The 8,637-nt window shown below is 39.3% G+C and carries 10 protein-coding genes; 7 read left to right on the top strand and 3 right to left on the bottom strand.

The features are described from left to right. Together C7B62_RS22725 and C7B62_RS22720 are read right to left on the bottom strand one after the other, a co-directional pair. Positions 1-218 (bottom strand): PIN domain-containing protein (locus tag C7B62_RS22725; protein WP_233220112.1); only part of this gene is annotated, 218 nt, incomplete at its 3' end. Between the two features lie 55 nt (positions 219-273). Further along, on the bottom strand, positions 274-1,659 hold the full coding sequence (locus C7B62_RS22720) for a 1-acyl-sn-glycerol-3-phosphate acyltransferase (protein ID WP_106242841.1): 1,386 nt from the start codon (positions 1,657-1,659) through the stop codon (positions 274-276). Between the two features lie 217 nt (positions 1,660-1,876). On the opposite strand from C7B62_RS22720, the gene C7B62_RS22715 reads away from it, so the two are divergent. The 5 genes from C7B62_RS22715 to C7B62_RS22695 all read left to right on the top strand — a co-directional run bounded on the left by C7B62_RS22715 (position 1,877) and on the right by C7B62_RS22695 (position 6,128). Continuing rightward, positions 1,877-2,149 carry a hypothetical protein gene (locus C7B62_RS22715; protein WP_106242838.1) on the top strand — a complete coding sequence of 91 codons (273 nt, stop codon included), beginning with the start codon at positions 1,877-1,879 and terminating at the stop codon, positions 2,147-2,149. 276 nt (positions 2,150-2,425) lie between these two features. Beyond that, positions 2,426-2,602 (top strand): 30S ribosomal protein S21, encoded by a 177-nt coding sequence (gene rpsU, locus C7B62_RS22710; RefSeq protein ID WP_106242834.1) that lies wholly within the window; start codon positions 2,426-2,428, stop codon positions 2,600-2,602. 256 nt (positions 2,603-2,858) lie between these two features. Continuing rightward, a complete protein-coding gene (locus C7B62_RS22705) occupies positions 2,859-4,343 on the top strand; it encodes a PAS domain-containing sensor histidine kinase (RefSeq protein ID WP_106242831.1) in 1,485 nt (494 codons plus the stop codon). A 48-nt stretch (positions 4,344-4,391) separates the two neighbouring features. Then, complete coding sequence (locus C7B62_RS22700) at positions 4,392-5,027, top strand: hypothetical protein (RefSeq protein ID WP_106242827.1); 636 nt, start codon at positions 4,392-4,394, stop codon at positions 5,025-5,027. Positions 5,028-5,078: 51 nt separating this feature from the next. Next, entirely contained in the window at positions 5,079-6,128 is a 1,050-nt protein-coding gene (locus tag C7B62_RS22695) for a TIGR03032 family protein (protein ID WP_106242823.1), read from the top strand. A 94-nt stretch (positions 6,129-6,222) separates the two neighbouring features. Here the strand turns inward: C7B62_RS22695 and C7B62_RS22690 are convergent, their stop codons facing one another. Beyond that, entirely contained in the window at positions 6,223-7,767 is a 1,545-nt protein-coding gene (locus C7B62_RS22690; protein WP_106242821.1) for an NAD(P)/FAD-dependent oxidoreductase, read from the bottom strand. A gap of 80 nt (positions 7,768-7,847) precedes the next feature. Between C7B62_RS22690 and C7B62_RS25905 the strand changes: the two genes are divergently transcribed. Further along, positions 7,848-8,024, top strand: coding sequence for a hypothetical protein (locus tag C7B62_RS25905; protein WP_158260732.1), 177 nt, complete (start codon positions 7,848-7,850; stop codon positions 8,022-8,024). 131 nt (positions 8,025-8,155) lie between these two features. Further along, on the top strand, positions 8,156-8,637 hold a 482-nt coding region (locus C7B62_RS22685; protein WP_199194333.1), incomplete at its 3' end, for a cation transporter.

The raw sequence follows: 8,637 nt of genomic DNA, 5'->3' as shown, positions 1-8,637 counted from the left end.
AAGCTTACCCCTGTAGTTAAGTTTCCTTGCTGGCGCAGTTGATCCAAGGTGCGGGCAACTTCTCTGGCATTGCGACCAGTCATTTCTGGCTGTTTTTTGAACCGATCTAATTCTTCAATTACAGCGATCGGCAAGACTATTTCGTTGTCTTCAAAGCGTAAAATAGCGGTGGGGTCATGAAGTATTACATTAGTGTCAATTACAAAGATTTTTTTCATTAATGCCTGAATATTTACAAGATTTATTTACTGCTCACTGCTCACTGTTCATTGTTCATTGCTCACTGCTTCGTTGCTCATTGTTCACTGTTGCTTCTAAAGCCTGTTGTAAATCTTGAGTTAGATTGGCTACGGCTTGACGACGATTGTTTCGATATTGTTGCCAATAGTCAGCAATTAAAAACGGGGGCATAGCAGTGAGTTTTGCCCATTTTTTACCGAGGTAGGGAGTTTTGGCTTTAGATCCCTTTAATCTGGCTACCATTGTCCACAGCAGTAGAATCGTATCGGCAAATCTTTCGGCGCTGAGATTGTCTGAGACATAATATCCCGTAACGCTGACAAATGTTTCTACCAGTCTCATATGCCATAGACGCAATTCTGCTTCTGAGGCGACCAAATTAGCTAATCCTCTAACTGCGGGGGCGAGATTGGTTAATTCTGAGATATCTTCGCGATAGATGCGATTCCAGCCTGCTTGTTCGACGCGACGACAGCGATCGCTAATAGTGCCGTTAGACTTGATGCCAAATGATTGCTCTGCCACCTTTAAAGCCGCATCTAATAAAGCCTGTAAGCGTTGAGATAAGTCTTTACCAGTTTCTAGCTGCTGTTGGTAGAACTGACGATAAAAATCTTCCATTAAAGTCAAAAGATGTTCGGCTAAGGCAACCAAGCGTTGATAGAATTCCCTTGCTTGAGATTCACTAGGAGTTTGGCCATTAACTAAACCTGTGGTGCGGTTTGGGGTAGTTAGTAACCCACTATCAACTTCTAGTTCTGTTAACAGGCGATCTAAATATTGCCAGGGTGCTGTTTGATAGTAATATCTAATCCCTACAGGGGCGATCGCCACTGCTTCTTTTCGTTCTGCTTTAATTAAGTCTTCTTGACACCAGAAGCCAAACTGGGCAATGCCAGGCTCAATTGGACTAACTACTTCATTATGACCATTGGTAGCGCCTTCAGGGGCAGCAGCCAAGGGAAATTGTCCATTAATAAACAAGTCACGAATCGACCGCAAACCCACCCGATCTACTGCCCCGCGCCGAATCGGAGTTCCTCCTAATTGGGAAATACCCCAGCCAGCAAAATTTCCTGCCCAAAGAGGAATACCCCGATCGTAGATAAAATGAGCGTGTACGGGCGATCGCAAAGCAACTCCTTGTTGCTTTGCCAGTCTGGGCAGTTGATTCCACAATAATTGCGCCAAACAGGGAGGATCGATCACCGTGGGATGACGGAATGCGATCATAAACCGCATCTTGCCCTGCTGAAACTGTTGATACAGATCGATTAATTCCTCCGCACGATCTACTTCAACCCTGACTACATTACGTTGGTAACGCAACCAGAAGGGGAGAATTCCCCTAGCGATGTGCCAAATGACTGGGCTATAGGCAGGGGGAATAAATTCCAGCGAAGACTGGGCTTGGGTCATTGTGGTCAAGTTAATTATTTAGATAGCTGCCAGTTTAGTCTTTTTTGTTCATTGCACCAACACCTTGAAAGAGCAAAAATAAGCCACTCAGAACGATGAACAGTGCAGCTACCCCAAAAGTAATGTCTGCCCAGTTGGTATTTTCCATTTGCTTTTTCAAATTGAATATAGAATACTTAAAATATTATCTATCCTTGACCTACCGAATCGAACAAGAATGTTTCGAGTTATAACTCCTGGTTTTGAGGAGCATTATGAACGTTGGACAGATGCCTTAAATCAGGCAAATTCTCTCATCCCTAACTGTAAAGGTCTGTTCAAAGATATTAGAATTTATTACGGCAAAAACTTAATCTGGCTCTATAGCCGTTCTCATAAGTATCCTCAATATATTGGGGCAGGAATTTACGATAAGTTAGCCCAGCTTTTTATCACCGAAGCAATGGCAGAAGCAGCTACCCAAAACCCTAACGTGGAAAAAGATGATTAATCATGATTAAAGTATTCTAGGCAGACATTTCTTGCTATGGGCGTCAACCCAGTTAGGAAAGCAGAAGGAGATTCAATAGGGTTGGGTAATTAGTTTATACTGTACTGTGGGATATCGAGGGTGCTAAATAAAAATATTAACAGTAGAGTCTCGTATTTAAGTTTAAAAGTAAGTTTGCTGGCTGTACAGCTATAATAAAAGGCTCAACAGACAGAGACTAATAGACTATAAACTAAATTCTTACCATCGTACATTAAACAAGGAGGATGATTTTTAATGACCCAAGTGGTTGTTGGACAGAACGAAAATATAGAATCTGCGCTGCGTCGTTTTAAACGTCAAGTATCCAAAGCAGGTATCTTTGCCGACATTAAACGTCGTCGTCACCACGAGACGCCAATCGAAAAACGCAAGCGTAAAGCGATCGCTCGTCGCAAAAAACGTTACCGTTAAATTGATTATTTGTTTTACTAGGTTGCACAGCTAAACCGCATCAAAACTTTTAAACACTTTTGAATCATTTCTTGAGTAGTAGGTGCAAGGGTGGACGTTATTCGTAGCAGCAGTAAGAAAATATTATTTGCCAGCGATGTAGCGCCTTAAGCAACTGCATCGCTTTTTATATACTTTTTATTAATTATTTATTGATTATTTTGGTTTTAATATCTGACACATTGATCAATTAAATTAAGCTCATCATCATTAAATTGTGGATTTGATACCCGTTGCCGATCATCAATCATATATAATTTGCGATCGCAACTTAATAGTTGTGCAGTTTTCAGCAGATGCAGCAAAATATGCGACTCAAGTAGTTAGAGTAGGGCAAGATCTTCTCGCCTGTTTACCTGAAATGGTTGGCTTAGAAACAACAGTTACAGAAATATTGAGGGGAGAACAAGACAGTTTTACCCTGGAAGCTATTCTGCGCGATCAGCAAGATGGCGAACGGCTGTATTTTAATCTGGTAATTCAAGAGATTGAACAGCATATCGTGATTTTCTTGGAAGATGTTACCCAATCTACCCTATTGCAACAATCGTCAGTGCAAAGGCTTAATGAGCTTGAAATCACTCTCAATAAACTGCAAAGATTTGAATACTGCACCAACAAGATCATCGCCTCTATGCAGGATGTGCTACTGATCACCTCTCCTTTAGGCATAATCGAGCGAGTTAATCAATCTGCTACTGAATTATTTAAACAAACAACATCCGATTTAATTAATCAATCAATAGACGATTTAATCACCGATCCTAATTACAATCATCAGGAAATTTATAGTTCATTATTAAATTCAGAATTGAGTTCAGAGGATATAGTCAGCAAAATAGAGGTTTGTTTTACCAGCAAGCAATCCCAAACGATTCAAATTGAATTTGACTGCTTTATTGCTCCTACCGAAGTAAAAGACTTTTTTAATTGTGTTTATATTGGTAGAGATATTACTGCCAGAAAACAAGTAGAAGCAGAAATTCGTAAGTCTCTCTCCCGCGAAAAAGAGCTAAGAGAGCTTAAATCAGGATTTATTTCGATGGCTTCCCATGAATTTCGCAACCCCCTGAGCAGTATTCTATTATGTGTACAGAATTTGCGAGAAAACACCCTCGAACTTGACGCTGCTAATCGTGAATTCTATTTGCAATCAATCCAAGATTCAGCCTTAACCATGAACTCATTATTAGAAGATATTTTAGTTCTCAGTAAAACCGAATCGGATAAGCAAACCCTTAAGCTAGAACCAATAGAACTCAGGCTTTTCTGTCAGAAGATTATTCATAAATTAGCTTCGATCTATGCTAATCAAATAATTAATTTTGAATATCGCTTGGCGGCCGATATCGTTAATTTAGATCGGGTAACTTTGAGTAATATTTTAAACAATTTACTTTCCAATGCTCTCAAGTATTCTCCTGCCAAAACAGCAGTTAATTTAATTATTTCCGCTCAAATTGAACCTCTAGGCATTAACATTGAAGTTAGCGATCGTGGCATTGGTATTCCTCAAGAATCACAAAAACATTTGTTCGAATCCTTTTATCGAGCAAGTAATGTCAGTTCTTTCCCTGGTACTGGCTTAGGTATGTCAATTGTCAAAAAAACGGTCGATCTTTATCAAGGCTCAATTACAGTAGACAGTCAGGTTGGTCAGGGAACAAAAATTATTGTTTATCTACCAATACCAATCAAATAAAATAAAATTAATCAAAATACTTTTATTTGTCCTCTAAAAATATCTACCATGAACGAAATTACTAAAACAGAAATACGCAAAAGACTGGGAAACATTACTCAACTTCAAGAACTTTTATTTGGCGAGCAAATTGATGAATACAATTCTAAATTAGAGCAATATAACCAAAGATTAGATGCTCTTGAAGCAAATTTGCAAAAATCGCAGAAAACGATTGAAGCATCTATTGCTCAAGCAGAAAAAAAACTGTTTGAACATATATTTTCAGTGGCTAACGCTCTCGAAAAGAACAGCCATGCTCAAATTTCAAAAACTCAAGAACAGCAGCGAAAACTACAACAACAGCTGGACAAGGTAGTAAAATACAGTCAGGAACATCTAGATTTTTTACACCAAAGCTTAAATACTAAAACCAATAGTCTAAAAAGCGAAATTACTCAGACAAAATCCGCTTTAGACCAAGATTTGAATTTAGTTAAGCAAGAGTTTTTAGCCAAGCTAGAAAATAATCTAGCGGAACTTAATAACAATAAAATTTCTCGTACTGATCTGGCAGAAGTTTTCTTTGAATTATCTCTTAAGCTAAAGAGAACGGATGCAGATTTAAATCTTGCCGACTCAAAAGATCTAAAAACACTTACGGACGATTCTCAGGGCAATTTGATGCTTCCTGAAACAAAATAAACTTAACTATAGGGAAGAAACCTCTGTAACAGATGAAAACTACTTTTTTTAATGTTAGAAAACCAGAAGGAAAATAGCAGTTTAAGCATCACCTCCTCACCTAACTTCACTCAATGGTTAAGCGATCGCTTTATTAGTCTGGCTTTTACTACTTATCAAGCAGGCAAGATCTTTTTCGTTGGCTTGCAGCCTAACGGTAATCTATCAGTCTTTGAGCGTACTTTTGACCGCTGCATGGGTTTGTGGATCAATAACTCTAGTTTATATCTGAGTTCTCGCTATCAAATCTGGGGTTTTGAGAATGCCTTAGCAGCAGGACAAACCTATCAGGACTATGATGTTCTTTATATTCCTCAATCTAGCTTTGTTACAGGAGATCTAGACGTACACGATTTAGTGGTCGATTACTCGGGAAAACTGATTTTTACTAATACTTTATTTAACTGTTTAGCCACAGTTAGTCACACTCATAGCTTTGTTCCTCTCTGGCAGCCTAAATTTATTTCCCAGCTAGTAGCAGAAGATCGCTGCCATCTGAATGGAATTGCTCTACAAGAAGGGAAAATTCGCTATGTCACTACTATTGCTCAAACAGATCGAGCTAATGGCTGGCGCGATCGCCGTCATGATGGAGGCTGCATCATTGATATTACTAATAACCTAGCGATCGCTACAGGATTGTCAATGCCCCATTCTCCCCGCTGGTATCAGGAGCGTTTGTGGGTGTTAAATTCTGGCACTGGTGAATTTGGTTATCTAGATTTACAGCAGGCAAAATTTGAACCTGTCGTTTTTTGCCCAGGCTATCTTCGTGGCTGCGCCTTTAGGGAAAATTATGCGGTGGTAGGCATCTCGCAATTAAGAAATAAAACTTTTTCTGGCTTACTGTTAGAGCAAAAATTACAACAAGCAGACACAGAATCATTTTGTGGTCTATTGATTATCGATTTATTGCAAGGAGAAATTGTTCACTGGTTAAAGCTAGAAGGTGTGGTGAGCGAACTATATGATGTTGCCATCTTACCAAACGTTAGAAGACCTATGGCAGTTGGTTTTAAATCTGATGAGATCGAGAGACTAATCACAATTGAGCGCCTATAATAAATCCGTTTTATATACTATGCCTTACCCATAAGTGCTGAAATAAGTGTAAAAACAGGTAATCTAGCTTTTGCACCATGTTAGAGGGAGTAAATTAATCAGTTTTTTCATAATCGCCACCTGAACCATATTTCCAAGCATCTAACCAACGCTGATAATAATATTTCTGGGTTGGCGACAATTTAACTAGTGGTTGAGCTAACTTTCCTCCACGATACAAACCGCTATATAAAGCCAAATTAAAATAGTGAACCAGCCAACTAACTAAAGAGACAATGCCAATTTGCGGTAATAAAGGTAAGACTAACTTAGGATTAACTAAAGGTAGAGTTTTTGCTAAAGGTGCGAACTGAATTACATCCTGTAAAAATGGTTTGAGTACATCATCTCCCAGACGATCCATTACAGCAAAAACTCCATTCATAAGGTTGTTAATCTGTTCGGGATTGACTTCTTTCCCTACCTCGACACTCATTGTTTGTTGAAATAGCCAGGTAACAGAAATATTTGGTTGATATGGTTGCAATAAAGCCAAGTCTTGATTGTTTAACCTGTCTAGAGTCAAAGCTTCGTCAACTCCTTGGGTCAACCGTTTTAAATGTCGAATCATCGCCCCAAAACCACCAAAACTGACAGGAGATTGACCACCAGCACTATCTCCTACAGGTAGAATCCGATTAAAAGGTAGTTTAATGGGACTATCTTTATAGGCAGGAAAAAAACCAAAGAGAAATCTTTTAAATTCTAGCTTTTCTAGTTCAACACCTTGATATTCTGGCAAGAGTCTGAGATATTCCTCCATAAAATCTTCTAAACTTGGTCTGGCTGGATCGGCATCAAGATAACTAAACATATAGGTAGTACGACCATCTTTAGCAGGAAACGCCTCCCAGAAATACTGACAGTGATTAATAATCGGTGTAAAAGAATAGATCAAATCTCCTGTATTGTTTTCGGGAAAACCTGAACCACAGCTACCAACTACCATACAGACTGCATCAGGCTTTGCTCCGTTTCTTGCCTGTTTGATAATCGGCGAAAAATGACCCATGGCATCGATTAACAGACGAGTTTTAATTGTTTGTTCCCCTGTTTCAACCTCTACCCCATCAGGATGAACTGTGGCTGACTTAAACGCCGTATTTTCTAGTAGCTTGCCCCCAGCTTGTAAAAACTTTTGCTTGAGCTGCTCTAATAGATATATCGGATCGACCCCAATATTCAGCACATCTTTAACCCAAACTTCCGAACCTGCTTTAAAGCTTACTCTGGCGGGATTATATTCAGTAGCGATCGCTTTTTGTAATTCTGCTTCAGTCAATAATTCTAGGTCAATAAAAGTCTGCAATTCATGACGCGAGATATTCCATTCTTGTTCTCGACCTCGTAATATCCCCCGCTCAATTAAAGTAACTGACCAACCCCGCTGCTGTAGGGTTGCACCGAGTAATATGCCTAGTGTCCCACCACAAATTACAATATCTGTATCAGTCTGCTGGATCTCAGTTTTACTATTGCTGACAACCTCAGCTGGATCGAGTTTTCCCTCTCGTAAAGCCGACCAAAATTGATCGGCACGACGCAATCTTTCTAAGACGTTATCTGGCTGTTGAGACAGTATTTCTGACGTTAAATTCATTTAGACAATTTACAATTAGTTTACTCTCATTTAATTTCCGACGAAAGCGTACTTTAACTTTTCACGACTTTGATTTAATTATGGCTAAAGAAAAAGATGGTTGTGCCATTTTTAGGCGCCGCACTTTTTTATTCTTTGTGGGACTGGCGATCGCTAAATTACTAAAAGAATATTTTTCAGTGGCTCAAAATCCCGCTTCTATAGCTTTAAAAGAATCTTGGCAATCTTTTCAGCAACAGCCATTGGCAACACCATAATTACTTGACTTGACTCAAACGGCGATCGCTTTTTTCTTCAGGAAGATAAGACAATTAAGCTTTTTTGCCTACTGATTGATCTAAGATCTAACATAATAGAATTTTTCAGCTACTCTTTAGGCTATTCATTTATGGTTAAGTCTCTTCTACCTCCTTCAGATCGAGCAATAGCAGATATATCCAATCTTGAAACTAAAACAGTTGCCCTAGATGTGGGGGGAATGAAATGTGCGGGGTGTGTCAAGGCGGTAGAAAGACAACTGGAGCAAAATTCAGCAGTGGTGTCAGCCTGTGTGAACCTAATTACCGAAGTGGCGGTGGTAAAGTACCAAACTGCAAACATTACTCCAGAAACCTTAGCAGATACATTAACTAAAACAGGTTTTCCCAGTAAGCTACGAGCAAGCGATCGCAGTATCTATCAAATCGCTCAGGCAAATCAAGCCAAACGACAACAGCAAGAGCAACAGTGGACTCAGCAGTTAATTACCGCCACAGTGTTGTTAGTCTTTTCCAGTATTGGTCATCTAGATCATTTGGGCTTACCTACCATACCCCTCTTGAGCAATATTTGGATTCACTTTGGTTTGGCGACTTTAGCTCTATTAATTCC

The sequence above is a fragment of the Pleurocapsa sp. CCALA 161 genome (genome assembly GCF_003003995.1).
Classification (GTDB): Bacteria; Cyanobacteriota; Cyanobacteriia; order Cyanobacteriales; family Xenococcaceae; genus Waterburya.
Note: the sequence above shows the minus strand (reverse complement) of the source record. Positions and strands in the feature narration are given on the sequence as shown.

Excerpts from the sequence above, each read along its gene's own strand:
- C7B62_RS22695 (WP_106242823.1), top strand. The coding sequence starts at position 5,079 with ATGTTAGAAAACCAGAAGGAAAATAGCAGTTTAAGCATCACCTCCTCA.
- C7B62_RS22715 (WP_106242838.1), top strand. The coding sequence starts at position 1,877 with ATGTTTCGAGTTATAACTCCTGGTTTTGAGGAGCATTATGAACGTTGG.
- rpsU (WP_106242834.1), top strand. The coding sequence starts at position 2,426 with ATGACCCAAGTGGTTGTTGGACAGAACGAAAATATAGAATCTGCGCTG.
- C7B62_RS22720 (WP_106242841.1), bottom strand. The coding sequence starts at position 1,659 with ATGACCCAAGCCCAGTCTTCGCTGGAATTTATTCCCCCTGCCTATAGC.
- C7B62_RS22690 (WP_106242821.1), bottom strand. The coding sequence starts at position 7,767 with ATGAATTTAACGTCAGAAATACTGTCTCAACAGCCAGATAACGTCTTA.
- C7B62_RS22700 (WP_106242827.1), top strand. The coding sequence starts at position 4,392 with ATGAACGAAATTACTAAAACAGAAATACGCAAAAGACTGGGAAACATT.
- C7B62_RS25905 (WP_158260732.1), top strand. The coding sequence starts at position 7,848 with ATGGCTAAAGAAAAAGATGGTTGTGCCATTTTTAGGCGCCGCACTTTT.